The sequence below is a fragment of the Limnobaculum parvum genome, from assembly GCF_003096015.2.
GTDB classification, from domain to species: Bacteria; Pseudomonadota; Gammaproteobacteria; order Enterobacterales; family Enterobacteriaceae; genus Limnobaculum; species Limnobaculum parvum.
In genome coordinates this window covers 69897-95404 of record NZ_CP029185.2, presented here as the reverse complement: position 1 = coordinate 95404, position 25508 = coordinate 69897, and the positions used below count along the sequence as shown (strand labels likewise).

The following is a 25508-nucleotide window of genomic DNA, read 5'->3' as shown; positions in this document are numbered from 1 at the left end:
AAAACATCGGTTACTGCGCCTTACCATTGGCTTTCAGGGCGGCGATAACTTCATCTTTTGGCCCGTCCGCCACCACCTTGCCCTCATCCAGCACGATAAGTCGGTCTACCAGTTCCAGCAGTGAGAAGCGGTGCGTAACCAGCACAACGGTTTGATCGGTAATGGAGGTTTTTAACTTGTTGATAAACTGCAGTTCGGTCATGGCATCCATGGAACTGGTGGGTTCATCCATTAGCAGAATTTTGGGTTTCAGTAGCAGACAGCGAGCCAGTGAAACCAGTTGTTTCTGACCGCCGGAAATACCCTGTCCCATTTCACCAATTGGCATGTCAAACCCCAGCGGATGACGCATCGCCACTTTATCCAGCCCGGTCATGCGGGCTACTTGTAATAACGCTTCGGTCGCTACCGATGGGTTACCGATGGTGACGTTTTCCCGCAGGGTGCCGAAGAACAAGCGACTGTCCTGTCCCACATAGCCTACCGACGTGCGCCAGTCCGCCGGATCCACTTGCGTGGCATCCACGTTATCAATCATCAACTGACCACCACCCGGTTGGAACAGGCGCGCCATCACTTTCAGCAGGGTGGATTTGCCGCTGCCGATACTGCCGAGGATCGCCACGCGCTCACCCCGATGAATAGAGATATTAATTTTTTGCAGTACTACCGGTGCGCTCATCATCATGTTGCCGCTCGGGTAGCTGAAATTGACGCTCTTTAAGCGTAGGTTGCCGGTAAAGCTCGGGGCCGACAGGTAGTGAATATTCTCATCACGCTCGGTAGGCATTTTCATTAGTTGATTCAGAGAGCTTAGCGCTGCCTTTGCCTGCTGGAAGCGCAGAGTCAGACCCACTACTGAACCCAGTGGCGACAAGGTACGGCCGGATAAAATGACTGCACCGATCATCGAACCCATCGTCAGTTCACCGGCGTGGATTAAATACACCCCCCAGATAACGATGGCCACGGTGGTTAGTTGCTGCATAAAGCTGACGAAGGTGGTGGTGGTGCTGGACAAGGCTTTAGATTTCATTGAGGTGGCAGCCGCTAATGCGCTGAAATCTTCCCAACGCTTTTGCATCACACCTTCACCCTGCGCGGCTTTCAGCGATTCCAGACCGTCGATGGTTTCAATCAGTAGCCCCTGTTTCAGGGAGATTTCCCGCAGGTTTTCCTTCATGTTTTTCGCCAGCGGCCACTGCACGCACAGGCTGACAATCAGGATAATCGGCACCGCGCACAGCGGTACAATCACCAGCGGACCGGCAACCAGATAGATAATAAACAGGAACAGGACGCAGAACGGCAGGTCCGACAACGTTGATAACGTTGCGGAGGTAACGAAGTCACGCACCGATTCAAATTCACGCAGTTGGTTAGCAAAGGCGCCGGAGGACTGGGGTTTGCTCTCCATACGGATACCCAGTACCTTTCTGAACAGCATGGTACCCAACAATAAGTCGGCCTTTTTACCCGCAATATCAAACAGGTGAGACCTCACTAACCGGGAAATAAATTCAAAAATGATGGCGATAAACACACCGATACCCAGTGACCACAGGGTCACATAGGCCTGTGTCGGTACCACCCGATCGTATACGTTCATGGTGAAGAAGGTGGAGGCCAGCGTCAGGATGTTGGCTAACAGCGCGGCAAGCGCGGCACTGGCGAAGTAATGACGATAGCGCCACAGGGTGGAGAACAGCCAGTGGCCTTCTTTGTTAGGCTCCGGCAGGCAGTCGTTGCTGCGTTCATCCAGTTTCGGTTTGGGGTTACACAACAGGGCGTAACCGGAGTACATCTCTTCCAGAGCCCGCGCCGATAGGGTAACTTCGCCGCCGTTTTCCGGTAGGATCACCCGGTAGGAGGAACCGGCGCCTTTGCCGCTGCTGCGTTCGGTAACGATACAGTGGCTGCCGTCTTTGCGGGTGAGCACGACCGGGAACAGATAAGAGAATAGTTGGTCTAGATCCCGTTCTACCCAGGCGACCCCCATACCGATTTGATCCAGCATGCGTAGGGCTAGCTGGGCAGTGAGTTTCGGCTCTTTTGGCAGTCCGGCATACAGCACCGCAGCGCTGGCTGGTTTGTTGTAGTATGCGGCCAGCCACTGAACGGACCAGAGTAAGCTGTCCTGTTGTGCGTCCGTTGCGGGGGCGAAATCCTGACTCATAGTTTTGGTTATTCCTGTTGTTGGTGCTTCATCTATTTTTTGATATGGGTAGCAGATTTCGGTTTTCTTGATGGTGGAAATCCGCTGTCCATATCATTGGATTAAATGTGTTGCTTAAAAATATTAAATCTATTTCTGTGGATATTCCGGCCGTAAAGGCAGTGTTGCTTATATCGCCTTTATGTTCGGCCGGAAGACCGTTTGTACTTTGCCCTTGTGGGCGTCGGGCCTAGATTCCCTAGGGGCGCTCCGGCAGCTAAAGCTGCTACGACCCCAACGGCAATCTCTCCCTCCGATTGGCTTTGGTTACTTCAAAATTCAAAACCATTCGGCTCTTTTGGATATTCCGGCCGTAAAGACGATATTGCGCATATCGGCTTTGTGCTCGGCCGGAAGACCGTTTGTACTTTACCCTTGTGGGCGTCGGGCCTAGGCTGCCTACGGGCACTTCGTTGGCTTACGCCAAGTCGACCCCCACGGCACCCTCTCCCTCCGATTGGCTTTGATAAATTCAAAACCATTCGTTTTACTATCTTTGAATCTATTGTTTTTAATCATCAAACCGGTTGGTACAAATTCAGGTACCAAACCGGTTTGGTTTACTTCATTACTCTTAATAACCTGCGCCGGTTTGGATCATAGTGTCGACGCGGCGGTTAGCACGGTTGCAGAAGTTGCGTTCGTTGTTTGGCAGGCCGGTGCAGTCAACCGTTGGGTTGTTGGCACCTTGGCCGCTAACAGACAGTACTGATGGTGAGACGCCGTAGGAGATCAGCATCTTCTTCACGGTTTCTGCACGTTGTACTGACAGCTTCTGGTTAAATGATGGGTTACCTACCGGGTCTGCATGACCGACGATGTTGACACTCGAGCCAGCAGGTAGGCCGTTGATGTGGTTGGCCATGCTTTGGACGATTTCGGTGCCGCCCGCTTCAATATCCGATACGTTTTTACCGGCAAAGCTGAACAATACGTTGCCTAACGGTGAGCCGCTAACGTAGTCACAGGCGCGTACTGCGGAGGCACGGTTGATGGTTGCGCCACCTTTGTAGCCAAACAGTTTGCTTTCAGCTTGGGTACGAGTCACCACGATGGGTGTACCCACACCCGGTACGCGGTTAGCTTCGATAAAGTAGGTTTTTCCGCCGTTTAGACGAGCGATGGATTTTGGCGTCGCTTTACCGCCATAGTTCGGTGCATCATCCGCGTAGGCTTCGATGATGTGTTTTCCCGGATCCACACAGAACACGGTGAATTCACCGTTTCTTAATGCGCCCTGAAATTCACGATCGACGTAGACGTTAGAGACGCCCACGTCTGTATCACCCGCCGGGCGGTAGAACACCACCTGAGCCAGATTTTCACTTACTCTGGCTACCGGTACGTATTGAGTGCCGGTATGGGTCAGTACTACCGGTGCAGAAACAGTAGCTGCTTCTTCCGTTGAACTGATTTCCATCACGTCATTCGCCGGTACACTGGCAGCTGTTACGCTGAAGGCTAATAAAGCAGGAATCGCACCCGCAGCAGATACGCGTAATAGCGTTGTCAGCTTATTCACTTCAGACCCCTTGTTTTCCCTAAACATATTTACTCCTGGGTTATTCAGTTATTGGTAAATTAATCAGTGTTCCGACAGGACTGCCTTGCGGCAGTCCTTCGGTTAAGCCATTACAGGATGACCGGATTCACCGTGTTCTCGACCAGCACCTCAATTCCTGAGGCGCCCATAGTCCAGACGTTATAAGTGTTTCCTTGATACTGGTAATTGCTTTGCGACATCGTCCACTGACCGTCAGTCCCTTCTAACTGCAGGGTGCTACCGGCTTCGCCGTTGACCACAATCGCTTTATTGCCACTGTTAATTGCCAGTTCTTCTGATCCCAGTCGCAGGACATCTTCCAGCGATACGTTCATGGTGTTGCCACCGTTGCCCATATCGAAGATCTCCATTGAGCTCAACTTGTCTTTCAACGCACTCAGGTCTAACAGTTCGCCACGAGTATCTAGGATCAGGGTATCAATGCCCTCATCACCAGAGATTGAAGCGAAGTCTGTAGAGATAATCTTCATGATGTCGTTACCGTCACCACCCGATACCTGATCCCCTTTACCGATGCCGATAAAGGTGTCGTTGCCCAGTCCGCCCAGCAGAATGTCTTCCCGCTCGGTACCGAACATGATGTCGTTACCCGCAGTAAACATTTGCGTAATAGCTTGGAATTCGCTGGTGGTCGCAGACACATTTCCACTGTCGATGGTTATCTGATGGTTAGCTAACAGCTCTTCCAGTGTCGCTTTGGTATCTTTCAATGTCAGCAACTCAGTACTGCTATAAGCTGAGCCGTCACCATCACGGTCAATAGACAGAATCGTGTCACTACCACTGTAAGTAACAGAAAGGTACTGAGTAATTCGGTCACCGGCATCAATGGTTGCAACACCATTGATATAGTGAGCCGCACCGTCAGCATCCGCTTTGTAACCAACCAACAGATCGCTTACATCAATGATGTCAGCATTTGGTGTTGCTTCTACGGTACCAATGGCGAAGTTATAGACCGTATCGCGACCGTTGCCACCATTATTGGCTGACAGACTCAGCGACTTATACATCAGCGTATCCTGACCTTTACTACCAAGATGGAAGGTGTCATCGCCACCGCGACCATCAAAGTAGTTAGTTGCTGCATTGCCACTGGTAAAGGTGTCGTTACCGCCACCGCCAGCGATCCCTTCGATATTCACAAACTGTGCATTACCGAAACCGGTATTCTGCATAGTCGTCTTGCTCAGATCGATGGTCAGCGCTGTATTGCCCGCCAGCTTGTAGTCAACGATGTCCAGACCGCCAGTATCACTCCAAGACTTAACGCCGGATATCTCTGTAGTACCGCCTGCGCCGTTATACAAATCATTACCCTGAGTGGCAAAGAATGTATCGTTGTAGCCGGTTCCCACAATACCCGTCTTGTTGGTGCCGCCGTTGCCGCTGGCGTTCGCAACGTTGGTTTCAGACTCAGTAGTCAGCACATAGGCATGGTTAGCCTCTTCTGCCTTCAATCCAGCCCATGCTTTGTTGACGTTCTGAACGGTCGTGTTGCCCACACTGGCTACACCACCCACGTTGGCTACTGCCCCCTTCTCTGAACGCAGGATGACTGCACTGTACGACTTGCTGGCATCCAGATTATAGAAGTCAACAATCGCCGTACTGTCGTTCGTCTGGTTACCGGACTGCGGGTTGATGATTTGAGTGGAAACCACTTGGCCTGTGGCCTCATCAATCAGTTGTACCGTGTTGCCATACAGGGAGTTAATACCGCCCGCATCCAGAATACGCAGGTGGATAGCCGTGCCGTAACTAACGTCATTTTTGTTTTCAATGTAGGTAGTAACACCACCGTTAGTGAACACTAACAGGTCACGGTCGCCGTCCCAGTCAATATCAATGGCGATAGCACCAGTGACTTGCTGCGAGGTGCTCGTACCACCAATTGTCGACTTACCAACCTGAGTAAGCATATTTGTGGTGGTAAAGCTCGTTGTGCCACCCGTTGAGGTATTGGTATACAGGTTAACCGGCCCGGATGCGGTATTGTTAGACATCCCCCCTGAATTTCCCATACCCGGCAGTTCGATAACATCGACCTTACCATCGTGGTTCCAATCCAGCGCAATAGAGGCACCGCCTGCCAAAGTATCATTAAAGGTGTACATTCCCGCCGCAGTCGGGTTGCCAATACCGTCGTTGTTCGGATCGCTGAACACCAGTTTGCCGGTACCGTCGTTGAAGTAGATCCGACTGGCGTGCTGCGCCGCGTTGGTGCCTGAAGCGGCACCAGAGTTGGTGGTGCTGGCACTTCCCCGGCCTAGGAACAAGTCCATCATACCGTCGCCGTTAAAGTCGGCCCAGGTCATGGCTACACCGTTACCAATATTCGGGTCATCATCCGAGCCGCGCTGGAACACGTTCTCAACTATCTGAGTGACCTTCCAGTTTCCGTTGTTCGTGCCGTTAACCACCACCAGACGGGCGTTATCGGTACTCCGCGCTGCTGAACTATTGGTTGCGCCGTCCTTATCGATACGTGAGCCATCCGCAACGATGTTCTGACTGTGCATCACAAAGTCAACAATACCATCGTTGTTGATGTCCACACCGGACAGTTCCATATCAGGTTGTGACTGATCCAGCCCGATTGGTTGGTGCGAAGCGTTGGCCGCATAGTCCGTTGCAAACGTACCATCTTTGCTCATACCAGCGATCGTACCGTCATTATTCAGTACGATCTGCGAGCCATAACCACCACGAATAGCACTGTCGTTAGGCGTCTGGTCACCGTTGATCATATCAACATAACCGTCGCCGTCTTTATCAATAGCGATGATGCCGCCGTACCAGCTCCAGGTGTTGGCACTACCATCAGTACCCGCATCACCGGCAAAGTCGCCGGACTGAGCCGTGTTGGTGTTTGCCCCCACTTGGTATGCTACATAGGTAGAACCGTTGTAGAAGAACATCTGCTGACCGTCGTTATAGTTACTATCTATAGCAAACAGATCCATCAGACCATCACGGTTATAGTCCATAAAGGTGGCGTTCTGTACGTAGTTATTCGCGTCGTACCCGGTACCGGTGTTACTGACCAGTTTAGTTACTGTGAAATCACCCAATGATGACGACGAAGTTGCCTTCGATTCCAGCATGGCCTGGTTACTATGGATACGCCATGTACCATTTTCACTCAGCGTAACTGCTGTCGCTTTCTGGTTTGGATCGCCGCCACCCGCACCTACCGTAACGGTAGATGTTGGCGATACGGTAAGCTCATTGAGCGTATCGTCATTAGTGATGCTTGCACCATAAACATCATATAGCACGGCTTTCACGTCATATTTTCCGATAGGCAACGCATCGCTGTCCGGGATCTGGACATACCATGTGTTGTTACGGAAATCGATCACCACGCTACCGTTCTGCGAGCTGTATTTCTTACCGTTCACCGTTACTTCAAGGTATTCGCCCGGCAAAATAGCAAAGCCGGTGGAACCCGTGATAATTGGTGTGGTATCCAGCGTATCCTGAACGTTAATCACCACCGTCAGGTCAATTGATATTACGAAGTTATTGGACACCGTCCCTTCGTTACCCGCCTTATCCGCCACAACCGCACGGAAGGTATAGGTCATATCATCTTTCAACGCAGAGGGGTCGAAACTCCAGGAAACGTTGTCCGCATGTACTGTTGCCGTACCCAGCATTAAACCGGTGGCAACATCGTAAATGCGTACTTCATCACCTTCCTCCAGAGGAGCACTGATGGTTCCGTTCAGCGTTGGAGTACGGTCATCGGTTGTCGTATTGGTACCAAACTTACCTTGTGACAGACCAACATCATCGGAGTAGTTGAGGATATCAATGGTCTGCGTTGGCGGATCCAAATCAATGGTCAACAAGAAGTCCGGTGAAATAGCGGCCTTGTTTCCGGCAACGTCAACGGCAACGGCAGTAAAGGTATAGGTGTTTGTATTAACCAGCCCGCTTACCGCAAATGTCCATGAACGATTAACCAGATCGACCGTTGCGATGCCCAGTAGAATGCCATTCTGATAAATCTGGATGACATCGGTACTGTCAAGATCGCCACTCCAGGTACCTTTCAATATCGGAGAGGTATCATCGGTGGAGGTGCCACTACCCAGTATCAGCCCCTTATTGGTGCCAACATCATCGTGGTACCCTTCAATTACCACCGCTGCAACTGGTGGGGTATCGTCAATATTCAGGATGAAATCAGCAGATGGCGCACTGGCGTTACCCGCTTTATCAGATGAAATGACGTAGTAGTCATGACGACCCTCAGCCTGCTCTGGTAACTCGTAGCTCCACTTACCTTGATCGTTAACCAATACGCTACCCAGCACTTGATCATTCTCATCATAGATGGTGATTAAGCTGCCCTTCTCGCCGGTACCGTGCAGGGTTGGGGTCTTATCATCGGTAAACGCACCAGAGTTCATATCGCCGGTGACATCGCCGACGTTATCCACGGCTTTATCAATGGTTGGCAGAGTCGGTGGAATGTTATCGATAGTGAAGATAAATTCCGGACTCATATCAGTGACGTTGCCTGATGAATCCTTCGCTGTCACCGTGACTTTATGCTCACCCTGACCCAGGTCGGTGGTTGGCGTATAGCTCCAGGTGCCGTCGGCTTTCACCGTGACCGTTCCCTGATTCACACCATCGATATAGATAGTAACGATACTGCCTGGCTTGCTGCTGGTACCCACGATTTCCGGACGCAGGTCATCAGTAATGCCGTTTGGCAGAATATCGCCGGTTACCGTACCCACATCATCGATAAGGTTGTCGATCTTAACGATCAGGATGCTGGTATCAATGGTGATGTTAACCACGGGTGTTGGTGCACCTTCGTTACCCGCTTTGTCGGTAACCGTGGTGGTGAACTTGTAGTTACCATCCGGCAGATCGGTATCCGGAGTGAACGACCAACTTCCGTTCTCACCCACTTTCGCAGAACCAATTGCCACGCCATCGTTGTAGATGGTGACAATGCTGCCCGCTTCGGCCTGACCGCTGAAGGTTGGTGTTGCATCATCAGTGGTATCGCCATTTTTCAGTTCACCCTGATAATCACCAACGTTATCGGTAATCAGCAGGCTTTCTACCGGAGCCGGTACCTTGGTATCCACTTCAATGACAAACACATCGCTTGGATCGCTCACCTGACCAATTGGTGAAGTCGCGGTGAAGGTGATGTCGTGCGTACCGTCTTTCAGCGCCGTTGATGGTTCAAACGTCCACTTACCATTGCTGTCAGCCTTAGCCGTACCCAACAGTGTGGTGCCGTCGTACACATGAATGGTGCTGCCTGCCGATGCCGTACCTTCGAAGGTCGGTTTGGTATCGTCAGTCACGTCGCCGCTCTTCAGTTCGCCCGTGATTGCGCCCACGTCATCAATAACCTTATCCAGCGTTGGAGCAACTGACGGAGTACCATCCAACGTCACGGTGTAATCGTTACTTGGTCCCACTTCGTTGCCAACCGGATCGCGTTCGTAAGCAGTGAACTTATTGCTGCCTTCGGCCAGCGCATTCTCCGGACGGAAGGTCCAGGTACCCTGATCATTTACCTTAGCGGTACCCAGCAGAACATCAGCACCTGACTCATGGGAGACATAGACATAAATCGTGTCACCCGCCGTACCGGTACCGCTGATGGTTGGACGGCTGTCGTCGGTGAACTCACCGTCGTCAACGTTACCCGTGACGTTACCCACCTGATCGTCCACACCGGTGATCTTCAGCTTGCTGAGATCCGGACCGGTGAAGTCCATCTCCAGCACGAAATCAGCGGATGGCATGCTCACGTTGCCCGCGGCGTCCGTTGAGGTCACATGGAACGTATGCTCACCTTCACCCAGCGGTGACGTTGGGGTAAAGGTCCACTGACCGGTGGTGTCATCCGCTACCACCGAGCCTAACAGCGCACTGCCGTCATACACCTTAACGATGCTGCCCTTCTCGGCTTTACCGGTCAGGGTTGGTGTTGGGTCATCGGTCGCCATACCGTTAGTCAGCGTGCCCTGAACCGTACCCACATCATCCTTCGCCGATTCAATGGTCGGCTGAGTTGGTGCTACCGTATCGATAGTGAACTCAAACGCCGAAGTCGGATCGGTGGTGTTGTTGGACTGATCGGTGGCCGTCACGGTAATGCTGTGCTTGCCCTGACCTAAATCGGTGGTCGGGGTGAAGCTCCAGCTCTTATCCGGATTCACGGTGGTTGAACCTAACAGGGTCGCGCCATCGTAGACCTTGATGATGCTGCCCGCTTTACCGGTACCGGTGATTTCCGGACGCGTATCGTCGGTTACGCCGTTTTGTGCAATCGGCCCGGTGATATCACCCACGTTATCAATCAATTTATCCAGACTGACTTCAACACCTTCAGTATTGACCGTAATGTTCACAACCGGTGTGGCATCGCCGGTGTTACCCGCTTTATCCGTGACCGTGGTGGTGAACTTGTAGCTACCATCCGGCAGTGGCGTGCTTGGCGTAAAGCTCCAGGTACCATCGGTACCCACTTTCGCCGTACCCAGCAGGTTACCGTCGTTGTACACCGACACCGTACCGCCCGCTTCCGCTTTACCGCTGAAGGTCGGGGTGTTGTCATCGGTCACATCGCCGTTTTTCAACGGACCCTGATAGGTACCGACATTATCGCTGATCAGCAGGTTCTCTACCGCGCCCGGAGGCGTGGTATCCACGGTAAAGTCGAAGATACCGGTCGGATCACTGGTCTGACCCACGCTGTTAGTGGCATCCGCAGTGATGTTATAGGTACCGTCTTTCAACGGCGTCTCTGGCGTAAAGCTCCAGTTACCTTTGTCGTCAACTTTGGCCGTACCCATGACGTTGCCGTCGTTGTAGATAGTCACGGTGCCGTTGGCCACTGCCGTACCCTTCAGGGTTGGCGTGTTGTCATCGGTCACGTCGCCTTTCTGCAATGGTGCCGTGATAGAGCCCACGTTGTCTTCAATGGTCTCAATCACCGGTGGATTTGGCTTACCAATATCCAGCGTAATGGTATAAGACGCACTTGGATCGGTGGCGTTACCCACTGGATCCACTTCCACTGCGGTGAACTCGTTAGCACCTTTATTCAGCGGAGACTCAGGACGCAGTGTCCAGTTACCGTCTTTATCCACCGTAGTGCGGCCAATCTCACGATTACCCGTACTGTCTTTGGTGTACACGATAATGGTGTCACCGGCCGTACCGGTACCGCTGAGGGTTGGACGGGTGTCATCGGTGGTCTCGCCCGGATTCACGTTACCGGTGACTGCACCCACCTGATCGTCCACGCCGGTGATCTTCAGCTTGCTGGCATCCGGACCGGTGAAGTCCATCTCCAGCACGAAGTCAGGGGATGGCAGACTCACGTTGCCCGCCGCATCCGTTGAGGTCACATGGAACGTATGCTCACCTTCACCCAGTGGTGACGTTGGGGTAAAGGTCCACTGGCCGGTGGTGTCATCCGCTACCACCGAGCCTAACAGTGCATCACCGTCATATACCTTAACGATGCTGCCCTTCTCGGCTTTACCGGTCAGGGTTGGCGTCGGATCGTCCGTTGCCATGCCGTTAGTTAACGTGCCCTGAACCGAGCCCACATCATCCTTCGCCGATTCAATGGTCGGCTGAGTCGGTGCTACCGTATCGATAGTGAACTCAAACGCCGAAGTTGGATCGGTGGTGTTGTTGGACTGATCGGTGGCCGTCACGGTAATGCTGTGCTTGCCCTGACCTAAATCGGTGGTCGGGGTGAAGCTCCAGCTCTTATCGGCGTTCACGGTGGTGGAGCCCAGCAGGGTCGCGCCATCGTACACTTTGATAATGCTGCCCGCTTTACCGGTACCGGTGATTTCCGGACGGGTATCGTCGGTCACGCCATTTTGTGCAATTGGCCCGGTGATATCGCCCACGTCATCAATCAGTTTATCCAGACTGACGGTGACACCTTCGGTATTAACGGTAATGTTGACTACCGGCGAGCTATCGCCCACGTTACCGGCTTTATCCATCACGGTAGTGGTGAACTTGTAGCTTCCATCCGGCAGCGGCGTGCTTGGGGTGAAGCTCCAGGTACCGTCGGTACCGACTTTCGCCGTACCAATCAGGTTACCGTCGTTGTACACCGACACCGTACCGCCCGCTTCGGCTTTACCGCTGAAGGTCGGGGTGTTGTCATCGGTGGTGTCGCCGTCTCTCAACGGCCCCTGGTACGCGCCTACGTTATCGCTGATCAACAGGTTTTCTACCGCACCCGGAGGTGTGGTATCGACCGTAAAGTCGAAAGCACCGGTCTTATCACTGGTCTGACCCACGCTGTTGGTGGCGTCGGCAGTAATGTTGTACTTACCGTCCGCCAGCGCAGGCTCAGGGGTAAAGCTCCAGTTACCTTTGTCGTCAACTTTCGCCGTACCAATCGCCACATCGTTGTTGTAGATGGTCACGGTGCCGTTTGGCACAGCGGTACCTTTCAGGGTTGGCGTGTTGTCATCGGTCACATCGCCTTTCTGCAACGGTGCAGTAATTGAGCCCACGTTGTCTTCAATGGTTTCAATCACCGGCGGCTGTGGTTTAGAGCTGTCTACCACAATCGCATACGGTGCACTTGGGTCGGTGGCGTTACCCACGGGATCCATTTCTACCGCAGTGAACTCGTTAGCACCTTTCACCAGCGGTGATTCAGGACGCAGCGTCCAGTTACCGTCTTTATCAACGGTGGTACGGCCAATCTCACGATTACCGGTACCGTCTTTCACATAGACAATAATGGTGTCACCGGCGGTACCGGTACCGCTGACGGTTGGACGGGTGTCATCGGTGGTGTCGCCCGGGTTCACGTTACCCGTGACCGCACCCACTTGGTCATCCACACCAGAGATAGACAACTTGCTGGCATCCGGACCGGTGAAGTCCATATTCAGCACGAAGTCAGCCGATGGCAGACTCACGTTGCCTGCCGCATCCGTTGAGGTCACATGGAACTTATGCTCACCCTCACCCAGCGGTGAAGTCGGGGTAAAGGTCCACTGGCCGGTGGTGTCATCGGCCACCACAGAGCCTAACAGCGCATCGCCGTCGTATACCTTAACGATGCTGCCCTTCTCGGCTTTACCGGTCAGGGTTGGCGTCGGGTCATCGGTGGCCGCGCCATTGGTCAGCGTGCCCTGAATGGCACCCACGTCATCTTTCGCCGATTCAATGGTCGGTGCATTTGGTGCCACGGTATCAACCGTGAACTCAAACGCCGAGGTTGGGTCGGTGGTGTTATTGGACTGATCGGTGGCCGTCACGGTGATACTGTGCTTGCCCTGAGACAGATCGGAAGAAGGCGTAAAGCTCCAGCTCTTATCTGCATTGACAGTGGTAGAACCCAGCAGGGTGGCACCATCATAAATCTTGATGATGCTACCCACTTTACCGGTACCGGTGATTTCCGGACGCACATCATCGGTCACGCCGTTTTGTGCAATCGGCCCGGTGATATCGCCCACGTCATCAATCAGTTTATCTAGGCTGACTTCAACGGTTTCGGTGTTAACCGTAATGTTCACTACCGGAGTGGCATCGCCGGTGTTACCCGCCTTATCCGTTACCGTGGTGGTGAACTTGTAGCTACCATCCGGCAGCGGCGTGCTTGGGGTGAAGCTCCAAGTACCGTCGGTACCCACTTTAGCCGTACCCAGCAGGTTGCCGTCGTTATACACCGACACCGTACCGCCCGCTTCCGCTTTACCGCTGAAGGTTGGGGTGTTGTCATCGGTGGTGTCGCCGTCTTTCAACGGACCCTGATAGGTACCCACGTTATCGCTGATCAGCAGGTTTTCTACCGCACCCGGCGCCGTGGTATCGACGGTAAAGTCAAAGATACCGGTCTTATCACTGGTCTGACCCACGCTGTTGGTGGCATCGGCAGTAATATTGTACTTACCGTCAGCCAGTGCAGGCTCAGGGGTAAAGCTCCAGTTCCCCTTGTCGTCAACTTTTGCCGTACCAATCTTCACATCGTTGTTGTAGATAGTGACCGTGCCGTTGGCTACCGCTGTACCCTTCAGGGTTGGCGTGTTGTCATCGGTCACATCACCTTTTTGCAGCGGTGCTGTAATCGAGCCCACGTTATCTTCCACCGTTTCAATAACCGGCGGCTGAGGTTTAGAGCTGTCCACAACGACTGCATATGGTGCGCTTGGGTCGGTGGCATTACCCACTGGATCCACTTCCACCGCGGTGAATTCGTTGGCGCCTTTCACCAGTGGAGATTCTGGACGTAATGTCCAGTTACCGTCTTTATCAACGGTGGTGCGACCAATTTCACGGTTGCCACTGCTGTCTTTGGTGTACACGATAATGGTGTCACCGGCCGTACCGGTACCGCTGAGGGTTGGACGGGTATCGTCAGTGGTGTCACCCGGGTTCACGTTACCGGTGACCGCACCCACCTGATCGTCCACACCCACGATTGACAGCTTGCTGGCATCCGGACCGGTGAAGTCCATGGTCAGCACGAAGTCAGCGGATGGCAGACTCACGTTGCCCGCCGCATCCGTTGAGGTCACATGGAACTTATGCTCACCTTCACCCAGCGGTGACGTTGGGGTAAAGGTCCACTGGCCGGTGGTCGCATCAGCCACCACAGAGCCTAACAGCGCATCGCCGTCATATACCTTAACGATGCTGCCCTTCTCGGCTTTACCGGTCAGGGTTGGTGTTGGGTCATCAGTCGCGGCGCCATTGGTCAAGGTGCCCTGAATAGAGCCTACGTCATCCTTGGCCGATTCAATGGTTGGCTGAGTCGGTGCTACCGTATCGATAGTGAACTCAAACGCCGAGGTTGGATCGGTGGTGTTGTTGGACTGATCGGTGGCGGTCACGGTAATGCTGTGCTTGCCCTGACCTAAATCGGTGGTCGGAGTGAAGCTCCAGCTCTTATCGGCGTTCACGGTAGTGGAGCCCAGCAGAGTCGCGCCATCGTACACTTTGATGATGCTGCCCGCTTTACCGGTACCGGTGATTTCCGGACGCGTATCGTCGGTGATGCCGTTTTGTGCAATCGGCCCGGTGATATCGCCCACGTCATCAATCAGTTTATCCAGACTGACTTCAACCTTATCGGTATTCACCGTGATATTCACAATCGGGCTGGTATCACCCACGTTACCCGCTTTATCCATTACGGTAGTGGTGAACTTGTAGCTACCATCCGGCAACGGTGTGCTTGGGGTAAAGCTCCAGGTACCGTCGGTACCCACTTTCGCCGTACCCAGCAATTTACCGTCGTTGTACACCGACACCATACCACCCGCTTCGGCTTTACCGCTGAAGGTTGGGGTGTTGTCATCGGTAGTATCGCCGTCTTTCAACGGACCCTGATACGCGCCCACGTTATCGCTGATCAACAGGTTTTCTACCGCACCTGGCACCGTGGTATCGACAGTAAAGTCAAAGGCACCGGTCTTATCACTGGTCTGACCCACGCTGTTGGTGGCATCGGCAGTGATGCTGTATTTACCGTCGGCCAGTGCAGGCTCCGGAGTAAAGCTCCAGTTACCTTTGTCATCAACTTTGGCCGAACCAATCGCGTTACCGTTGTTGTAGATGGTCACCGTACCGTTAGCCACGGCCGTACCCTTCAGGGTTGGCGTGTTGTCATCGGTCACATCGCCTTTCTGCAACGGTGCGGTGATTGAGCCCACGTTGTCTTCAATGGTTTCAATCACTGGTGGCTGTGGTTTAGAACTGTCTACCACAATCGCATACGGCGCACTTGGATCGGTGGCATTACCCACTGGATCCATTTCTACCGCAGTGAACTCGTTAGCACCTTTCACCAGCGGAGAGGCCGGACGTAATGTCCAGTTACCTTCGCTGTCCACGGTAGTACGGCCAATCTCACGATTACCCGAGCCATCTTTCACGTAGACAATAATGGTATCGCCAGCCGTACCGGTACCGCTGAGGGTTGGACGGGTATCGTCGGTAGTGTCGCCCGGTTTCACATTGCCGGTGACCGCACCCACCTGGTCATCCACACCAGTGATAGACAGCTTGCTGCTATCCGGACCGCTGAAGTCCATGGTCAGTACGAAGTCAGCCGATGGCAGACTCACGTTGCCTGCTTTATCGGTCGCCGTGACATGGAACTTATGCTCACCTTCCACTAATGGCGAGGTTGGCGTAAAGGTCCACTGACCGGTGATATCATCCGCGACTACAGAGCCTAACAGCGCATCGCCGTCATACACTTTAACGATGCTGCCCTTCTCGGCTTTACCGGTCAGGGTTGGTGTCGGGTCATCGGTCGCTGCACCATTAGTCAGCGTGCCCTGAATGGTACCCACGTCATCCTTCGCCGATTCAATGGTTGGTTGGTTCGGCGCTAGCGTATCGATAGTAAATTCAAACGCATAAGTCGGTTCGGTGGTATTACCTGCCAGATCGGTGGCCGTCACGGTGATACTGTGGCTGCCCTGACCCAGATCGGTGGTCGGAGTGAAGCTCCAGCTCTTATCGGCATTGACGGTGGTGGAGCCCAGCAGAGTAGAACCATCGTACACGTTGATGATGCTGCCTGGTTTACCGGTACCCACGATTTCCGGACGTGTATCGTCAGTCACACCATTTTGCGAGATATTGCCGGTGATATCACCGACGTTATCCACCAGTTTATCCAGTGAAACTTGCTGACCGGTGGTATCCACCTTAATGTTCACTAACGGCGTTTCATCACCGGTGTTACCCGCTTTATCCGTCACCGTGGTGGTGAACTTGTAGTCACCGTCCGCTAATGGTGAACTTGGCGTAAAGCTCCAGTTACCATTGGTATCCACCTTGGCGGTACCCAGCAGATTGCCGTCGTTATAGACAGATACCGTGCTGCCCGCTTCCGCTTTACCACTAAAGGTTGGGGTGTTGTCATCGGTGATATCGCCGTCTTTCAACGGACCCTGATAGGCGCCCACGTTATCGCTGATCAACAGGTTTTCGACTGCACCCGGTGCCGTGGTATCAATTTCAAAGTTGAAGATACCGGTTGGATCGCTGACCTGACCGACCGGGCTGGTGGCCGTCACGGTAATGTTATATTTACCGTCTGCCAGCGCCGTATCCGGGGTAAACGTCCAGTTACCTTTATCATCCACCTGAGCAGAGCCAATCACGTTACCGTTGTTGTAGATGGTCACAATGCCGTTGGCTACTGCGGTACCCTTCAGGGTTGGCGTGGCGTCGTCGGTCACATCACCTTTTTGCAGCGCGCCGGTTACCGGGCCTACGTTATCGTCTACCGTTTCAATCACTGGCGGTTGAGGTTTGGAGTTGTCGATAACAATCGCATACGGTGCGCTTGGATCGGTGGTGTTGCCGACCGGATCCATTTCCACCACGGTGAACTCGTTGGCGCCTTTCGCCAGTGGTGTCGCCGGACGCATACTCCAGTTACCATTTTCATCCACTGTTGCACGACCAATTTCACGCTCACCGGAACCGTCTTTCACATAAACGATAATGGTGTCGCCGGCCGTACCGGTACCGCTGATGGTTGGACGGGTATCATCGGTGGTTTCACCCGCTTTTACGTTACCGGTGTAAGCGCCGACCTGATCGTCCACGCCGGTAATCGACAGGTTAGTGCCGTCCGGACGGGTATAGTCAGTGGTCAAAATGAAGTCAGCAGATGGAACGCTGGTATTACCGGCGGCATCCGTGGCTGTGACATGGAACTTGTTCTCGCCTTCTGGTACTGGCGTTGACGGAGTGAAGGTCCACTTGCCGGTGGTGCTGTCAGCAACCGTTGAGCCTAACAGCGCGCCATTATCATAGATCTTCACCACGCTGCCTTTCTCGGCGGTACCGGTCAGGCTTGGTGTGGAGTCATCGGTCTTATCGCCATTGTTCAGAGTACCCTGTTTCGTCCCCACGTCATCCTGTGCTGACTCGATGGTCGGCATGGTTGGCGCAGTGGTGTCTACAGTGAACTCGAACACAGAAGTACGATCGCTGGTGTTACCCGCCTGATCTTTGGCAATCACGGTGATGCTATGCGCGCCTTCTTTCAGTGGAGTCGTTGGCGTAAAGCTCCAGGTGCCGTCGGCTTTCACCGTGGTTTCACCCAGCTTCACAGAGCCATCATAGATGGTTACGGTGCTGCCCGCTTTACCTTCACCGGTGATTTCCGGTTTAGTATCGTCGGTCACGCCGTTTGGTGTGATATTGCCCTGCTTGTCACCCACATCATCAATGAGCGCACTAATGCTAACCACAACGTTAGTGGTATCGATGGTGATAGTCAGAGACGGACCATCAGTGTTGGTGTTACCGGCTTTATCGGTGACAGAGGTAGTAAAGGTATGTTCACCGTCCGACAGATTGCTGTCCGGCGTATATGACCAGTTACCGTTGCTGTCTACTTTGGCAGAACCAATGGCATTGCCATTGTCATAGATGGTCACCGTGCTGCCCGGTTCCGCTTTGCCGCTGAAGGTTGGCGTCGCGTCATCGGTGGTATCGCCATCCAGAATGTAACCCTGCTTCTCACCCACGTTGTCGAACACTTGCAGGTTTTCAACCGAGTTCGGTGCTTTGGTGTCCACTTCAAAGTTGAAGATACCGGTAGGTTTACTGGTCTGTCCCAGCGGGCTGGTCGCAGTGGCAGTAATGTTGTGCATGCCTTCTGCCAGTGCCGTGGTTGGCTCAAACGTCCAGACGCCTTTCTCGTTCGCGGTGGCGGAACCAATCAGCGTTGCACCATCATAGATGCGTACCAGATAGCCTGCTTCTGAAGTACCGGTGATAACCGGTTTGGTATCATCCGTCACATCGCCTTTCTGCAATGCACCGGTGATGTCACCCACGTTATCCAGCACGTTCACAATCACTGGCTCGGTTGGACGTGACATATCCAGCGTCACCACATACTCGGCGCTTGGATCGGTGAAGTTACCCACCGGATCGATTTCTACTGCGGTGAATTTGTTCTCACCCGGCAGTAATGGCGACTCAGGTTGCAGGCTCCACTTATTGTCCGCACCCACTATGGTGCTACCAATCACATGGTTACCGGTGGCATCCTGTGCGTACACAATGATAGTGTCGCCCGCGGTACCGGTACCCTGAATGGTCGGACGGCTGTCATCGGTGGCGTTACCGTTTTCGATATTACCGGTGATTTCACCGTAGTTATCCGCCACACCAGTGATCTTCAGATTGCTGGCATCCGGACCGGTGTAGTCGGTGGTCAGGATAAAGTCAGCAGATGGTGTGCTGGTATTGCCCGCCGCATCGGTGGCGGTGACATGGAACTTGTGTTCACCTTCGCTGATTGGGGTAGACGGTGTAAAGCTCCACTCGCCGGTGATATTATCCGCAGTCACGGTGCTCAGGAACTGACCATTGTCATAAAGGGTGACCAGGCTGCCTTTTTCTGCGGTACCTTTCAGGGTTGGAGTGGAGTCATCGGTCATGCTGCCGCTGGCTAATGAACCTTGCTTGCTGCCCACGTCATCAAAGGCTGAATCAATGGTCGGCATGGTTGGTGCAGTGGTATCCACCGCAAAGTCAAACGCCGCCGTTGGCCCGGTCAGGTTGCCGGCTTTATCAGTCATGGTGACCGTAATGCTGTGCGCGCCTTCGCTCAGATCGGTAGATGGCGTGAAGCTCCAACTGCCGTTGGCTTTCACCGTAGTTTCACCCAGCAGGGTTGAACCATCGTACACCTTGATGGTGGCACCTGGCTTACCTTCACCGGTGATTTCCGGTTGGGTATCGTCAGTCACGCCGTTGGCGGTGATATTGCCGGTCACGGTACCCACATCATCGATTAATGCGGTGATGCTGACCGGATCGTTTGAGGTATCCACCGTCAGGGACAGGCCCGGACCGTTTGGATTCACGTTACCCGCTTTGTCAGTCACGGTGGTGGTGAAGTTATGATCGCCATCAGTCAGCGCTGAATCCGGGGTAAACGTCCACTTACCTTCGCCGTCAACTTTCACCGTACCCAGCACTTTACCATCGTCATAGACAGTGACGGTGCTGCCCGGTTCTGCTTTACCGCTGAAGGTTGGGGTACTGTCATCGGTGGTATCGCCGTTGCTCAGAGGGCCCTGATAATCACCGACGTTATCGGTCACCACCAGATTTTCCACCGCGTCAGGCGCTTTGGTATCCACTTCGAAGTTGAAGATACCGGACTTATCGCTGGTTTGACCAACAGGACTGGTGGCTGTAGCGGTAATGTTGTGCTTACCGTCCGCCAGTGCGGTATCCGGAGTAAATGTCCAGACGCCTTTGCTGTCAGCCGTTGCCGTACCTAACAGGGTTGCGCCATCGTAAATACGGATGGTGTAGCCAGCTTCGGCAGTACCGGTGATAGTAGGTTGGTTATCGTCAGTCACATCGCCTTTCTGCAATGGACCAATCACATCACCTTCGTTATCCAGTACGTTAACAATCACCGGCTCGCTTGGACGGGAAACGTCCAGCGTTACGGTATATGAGTTACTTGGGTCAGTTTTATTGCCCGCAGTATCCATTTCAACCGCAGTGAACTGGTTGCTGCCCGGCAGTAATGGCGCTTCTGGCTGAATGCTCCACTTACCGTCAGAACCAACCGTACCGCGGCCAATTTCATGGTTACCGGTGCCGTCGTTCACATACAGAATGATAGTATCGCCCGCGGTACCCGTACCGCTGATAACCGGACGACTGTCATCAGTGGCACCACCATTGGTGATATTACCGGTGATTTCACCGTAGTTATCCATTACGCCGGAAATAGACAAATTAGCGGGATTTGGCGGGGTGGTATCCACCACAAAATCAAAGCTGTCGGACGGTTCGCTTTCGTTACCCGCTTTGTCGGTTTCCGTCACGGTAATGCTGTGTGAACCATCGCTCAGCTCTGTTTCTGGCGTAAAGCTCCACGCACCGTTTTCATCAACGATAGCGGTACCAATCACCTTATCACCGTCTTTAACGGTAATGGTGTTACCCGGCTCGCCTTCACCAGTGAAGGTTGGGGTTTTATCGTCGGTTTCATCACCCGGTTTGATAGCGCCGGTGATATCACCTTCGTTATCAATAACACTACCTAACTCCGGTTTCGCCGGCGGGGTAGTATCCACTTCAAAGTCGATTGGATCGGACGGCTCACTTTCGTTACCCGCTTTATCGGTTTCAGTAACCACTAAACTGTGCTCGCCTTCGCCTAACGGCTGCTCTGGCTTAACGGTCCAGTTACCATTTTCATCAACGGTTGAAGTACCCAGTACTTCGCCGGTTTCTGCATCTTTGATGGTGATAGTGCTGCCCGGTTCACCGGTACCCGTGATTTCCGGACGGGTTTCATCAGTCACATCGCCAGGATTAATTGAGCCAGTGATACTACCGGTGTTATCGGTGACGCCACCAATGGTTGGTTTTTCTGGCGCAATGGTATCCACCACCACGTCAAACGGATCCGACGGATCGCTTTCGTTACCCGCCGTATCGGTTTCCGTGATCACCAGGTTATTGGAACCTTCTTCCAGCGGCTGCTCCGGCTTCACGGTCCACTTACCGTCTTCATCCACCACCGCGGTGCCCAGCACGTTGCCGTCTTCATCTTTCAGAGTAATGGTGCTGCCCGGTTCGCCTTCACCGCTGAATTCCGGCTGTTTTTCATCCGTTGGTTCACCAGAGGAGATAGGGCCAGTTACATTACCGGTATTGTCAGTCACGCCGCCAATTTCAGGTTTAGAAGGAGGCGTGGTATCCACCACCACTTCAAACGGATCGGACGGGTCACTTTCGTTACCGGCTTCGTCGATTTCTACGATAACCAGTTCGTTAGAACCCTCACCCAGCGGTTGCTCTGGCTTAACGGTCCACTTACCGTCTTCGTCTATTACGGAGCTGCCGATGATTTCGCCATCTTTGTCTTTGATAACGATGGTGCTGCCCGGTTCACCTTCACCGCTGAACTCCGGCTGGGTTTCATCCGTTGGTTCACCAGAGGTAATTGGGCCAGTCTTATCACCGGTGTTATCGGTTACGCCGCCAATTTCTGGTTTAGTTGGAGGTGTGGTATCCACCACCACTTCAAACGGATCGGACGGGTCACTTTCGTTACCGGCTTCGTCGATTTCAACAATCACCAGCTCGTTAGAACCTTCTTCCAGCGGTTGCTCTGGCTTAACGGTCCACTTACCGTCTTCGTCTACGACGGAGCTGCCGATGATTTCGCCATCTTTGTCTTTGATAACAATGGTGCTGCCCGGCTCACCTTCACCGCTGAACTCCGGACGGGTTTCATCCGTTGGTTCACCGGAGGTGATTGGGCCAGTCTTGTCACCGGTGTTATCGGTGACGCCGCCAATTTCTGGTTTAGTTGGAGGTGTGGTATCCACCACCACTTCAAACGGATCGGACGGGTCACTCTCGTTACCGGCTTCGTCGATTTCTACGATAACCAGTTCGTTAGAACCTTCACCTAATGGCTGCTCTGGCTTAACGGTCCACTTACCGTCTTCGTCTATTACGGAGCTGCCGATGATTTCGCCATCTTTGTCTTTGATAACGATGGTGCTGCCCGGTTCACCTTCACCGCTGAACTCCGGCTGGGTTTCATCCGTTGGTTCACCGGAGGTGATTGGTCCGGTCTTATCACCGGTGTTATCGGTGACGCCGCCAATTTCTGGTTTAGTTGGAGGTGTGGTATCCACCACCACGTCAAACGGATCGGACGGGTCACTCTCGTTACCGGCTTCGTCGATTTCTACGATAACCAGTTCGTTAGAACCTTCACCTAATGGCTGCTCTGGCTTAACGGTCCACTTACCGTCTTCGTCGACTACGGAGCTGCCGATGATTTCGCCATCTTTGTCTTTGATAACAATGGTGCTGCCCGGCTCACCTTCACCGCTGAACTCCGGACGGGTTTCATCCGTTGGTTCACCGGAGGTGATTGGGCCAGTCTTATCACCGGTGTTATCGGTGACGCCGCCAATTTCTGGTTTAGTTGGAGGTGTGGTATCCACCACAAAATCAATCGGAGCAGAAGGTTCGCTCTCGTTACCTGATTTACTGGTTTCAGTGGTGGTAATACTGTGACTACCCTCTTCCAGCGCCACATCCGGGATCAGACTCCAGTTGCCGTCTTCACCAACAACTACGCTGCCAATAGGCTCATCGTTGTCATAAATGGTGATGATGCCGCCCGGTGTACCTTTACCTGAAAACTCTGGCTTGGTTTCATCGGTTTTATCACCGGCCTTAATAGGCCCCGTGATAGCACCGGTATTATCCATGATGGTAAGACCGTCGGGTGCAGAAACGCCTGAAACGTCAACGATAAAGTCACGGGAGTCGGAAGGCTCACTGACATTACCCGCTTTATCCGTTTGAGTATAAGTAACGCTGTGGTTACCGTCCGCTAAATCAAAATCTGGCGTCCATGTCCAAGTCCCGTCGTCACCCACAGTAACACGGCCAATCTCTTTTCCAGCACCATCGCTATTATCATAAATAATAATGGTGTTACCGGCTTCACCCCAGCCTTTAAACTCAGGACGAGCGTCATCGGTAATTTCACCATTGCTAATCAGACCGGTCTTGCTACCCACATCATCGTAGGCTTCAAGGCGCGGTGGCTTATCGGGCGCAGTAGTGTCGACATTGAAATCGAAAGTTGGAGAGGTTGCGCTGGTATTACCGGCTTTATCAGTTTCCGTTACAGTAACCTGATAGTGACCATCTGCCAGATCGGCGGTTGGCGTCCAGCTCCAAGTGCCATTTGCACCAACGATGGTTTTACCCGCTTCTTTTCCATCAATGAAAATCGTAATGGTACTGCCGACTTCACCTTTACCAGTGAATTCAGGGCGGGCATCGTCGGTGGTTGCACCGTTCGCAATTGTGCCTTGAATGGCACCTACATCGTCCAGCGCTTCAAACAAGGGTTTGTTTGGCGCTACGGTATCAACGATGAAAGTGAAATCATCCGTCTGGCTGCTGGTCTGGCCTTCAGGATTGGTCTGAGTGATGGTGATTTTATGAGAACCTTCGCTTAGCGCGGTTTCTGGTGTGAAACTCCACTGGCCATCAGCACCAACAACGGCAGAACCAATCGCTTTACCATTGTCGTAAATAGTGATGGTGTTACCGGCATCACCGGTACCAAAAATGGTTGGTTTTGTTTCATCTGTGGTTGAGCCGTAAGAGATTGGGCCGGTAATATCGCCGGTCACATCCGTTGCGCCACTCAGCGTTGGTACAGAAGCCGGGGTTGGCGACGGTGATGAACCATCATCTTTGTTATGCTCATAGATTGCATTACCGACAATACCGCCAATAACCGCAGCACCCAGAAACCACGGCCATAAGGCCAGCAGTCCAAAGTCATTGTCTTCCGTATTTTCAAACAGGTAAGCACCGTCGCCCATTGGCATACCGCCAAGAGCCGCGGGGGCAAAGCTACCGTCATTAAACAGGTAGCCATCACCCAAACCGGAACCATCGGTGATGACATAGGCATATACCTGACCATCCTCCGCCATACCTAATAACGGTGTGTTATCGCCGGATACATAATAATCTTCAATAACGATCGCCGGAGTAGTGTCCCCTTCCAGAATAACGTACAGATCGTCACCATTGCGCTGCAGAGTGACGTTTTCTGGTGCATAATTATCATCTTTATTCTTTAGGAGGTATTTATTGCCCGGCTGAATCTTAATCTTGATGGGCTTACCTACGTTGAGGGATACTACCTGAGAAGGGCCGCTTCCTGTATTTACCAATAAACTGGCGTTTGTATTCATACTAGAATAACTCCTTTATCCTTACATATTTCCTAAAATCTTTCGCGCCTCCCTAGAAAATTAAGAGGTGAAGATTTAATTAAATAACACGCATTCATTAAACATATTACATCAATTGCAACGCATTTATCGACATAATGAATTTTTAGTAAAATCAGATTAAGTTTTTTATTCTTTTATGAATAATTTTTTTAGATAAGAAAACCAAAAATTTTATTCAGGATGGTTTTATTTGGAGATTGATTGGCATAAAAAGACATAAATGAATTTCATATAACTAATGACTATTCGTCACGTTATTCAAACTGATGAATGGTATTAACCACGCAGAGATATCAATATAACCCAATGATAAAATTATTGAAATTTAAAAAAACTTGCACAAGTCACTGACAATCTATAGAAAAGTTAAAATATCAATAAAAATCAGCAAATTAAAAAAACAAAAAAACCAAATTATTAACTATATTAACCAATTAGCTACCAAATATAATAATAATTCAATTGAATAATAATGTCATAATTAATTATTAATGTAATTATATTAACATTAATAATAATAGGCCGCTAAAAAGCGTGATTTTTAATCAAATATTCTCTATTTAAAGGATGGTAATTTAAAAATAAGAATGAAAAATAAATTTAATAAAAAACATAAAATGTAAATAATATAAAAATTAATAATAAATTAAAAAATAAATAATTAGCAAGCAATATAATTAATGACTAATAAACTACCTGTTTGATGGCATTTAACTACAAAAAGGGAAGTTGGCTGGGTATCAGGAACTAATGACTAAACCATATTGCCTCAATCCACATCAGATAAAAGCACGAAGAAAAGGCCGCTTTATAGCATACCGGATAAGAATGGAGATGAGCCAGATAACGCGGAATGAAGATCTCGCCGTTGCGGATAAGTTCCGTAATAGTC

At 52.0% G+C, this 25508-nt stretch carries 3 protein-coding genes; all 3 read right to left on the bottom strand.

The genetic code is table 11. The annotated features are described in order from the left end of the window. Positions 1 to 10: 10 nt before the first annotated feature. The 3 genes from HYN51_RS00105 to HYN51_RS00095 all read right to left on the bottom strand — a co-directional run bounded on the left by HYN51_RS00105 (position 11) and on the right by HYN51_RS00095 (position 24574). Complete coding sequence (locus HYN51_RS00105) at positions 11 to 2176, bottom strand: type I secretion system permease/ATPase (protein WP_108900983.1); 2166 nt, start codon at positions 2174 to 2176, stop codon at positions 11 to 13. A gap of 613 nt (positions 2177 to 2789) precedes the next feature. Beyond that, positions 2790 to 3737 (bottom strand): OmpA family protein, encoded by a 948-nt coding sequence (locus HYN51_RS00100; protein WP_192878425.1) that lies wholly within the window; start codon positions 3735 to 3737, stop codon positions 2790 to 2792. A 110-nt stretch (positions 3738 to 3847) separates the two neighbouring features. Beyond that, positions 3848 to 24574: an Ig-like domain-containing protein gene (locus HYN51_RS00095; protein WP_108900981.1), complete on the bottom strand. Its 20727-nt coding sequence runs from the start codon at positions 24572 to 24574 to the stop codon at positions 3848 to 3850. Positions 24575 to 25508: the final 934 nt, after the last annotated feature.